Source organism: Faecalibacterium prausnitzii (assembly GCF_003287495.1).
Taxonomy (GTDB): domain Bacteria; phylum Bacillota; class Clostridia; order Oscillospirales; family Ruminococcaceae; genus Faecalibacterium; species Faecalibacterium prausnitzii_I.
The window spans coordinates 1-588 of record NZ_PRLE01000018.1 but is presented as its reverse complement, the minus strand read 5'-3'; the positions used below and the strand labels follow the sequence as shown (position 1 = coordinate 588).

The following is a 588-nucleotide window of genomic DNA, read 5'->3' as shown; positions in this document are numbered from 1 at the left end:
CGTTTTATGAAAATTACACGAGATAAAATGTTTTTTTCAAAAGATCTTATTCATACACTGGCATATGTCGGAATGTTCGTGGCGGCAATTATATCGGTTGGAGCGTGTAAGTCTGGTATTTGGGTGGCTGCGATATTAGCATGGATTGTAGCAGGTATAATTATCGGATTGGCGATTATTTCCGACTATAAAAAGGCAGAACTTTTGAAAAATGGAACAAGAATCATCGGAAAGGTTACAGCAACAAAACGAGTACATATAAAATTTCATATGAGTACCTACCACCTTGCCGATGAAGATGTAATCTATCCATATGTGGTACATTATCAGTATAAAGTTAAAGGTGAAACCTATAATGGAAAGTCGCAGTGGTTTTGGTTCAATCCATGTATTCCGAAAGGGGCACCAATAAAAATTTTAGTAGACCCAAAGAATCCGGCCCGAAGTACAGTTCTCAAACCAGAAAGCTAAAGATGGCTTTCAATCGAGGTAAAACAAAAAGTTTATCCTTATAGCGTGTTTATTTAAAAGAAGATTGCGATTGTGCTACAAATTTTCAGGAAGTTTATGTGCATCTATACGATTTTG

1 protein-coding gene is annotated in these 588 nt (G+C 36.2%); it reads left to right on the top strand.

Annotated features, from left to right (window positions below; translation table 11 throughout):
* On the top strand, positions 1–471 hold a 471-nt coding region (locus C4N22_RS12695; RefSeq protein WP_431602991.1), incomplete at its 5' end, for a DUF3592 domain-containing protein.
* Positions 472–588 lie beyond the last annotated feature (117 nt).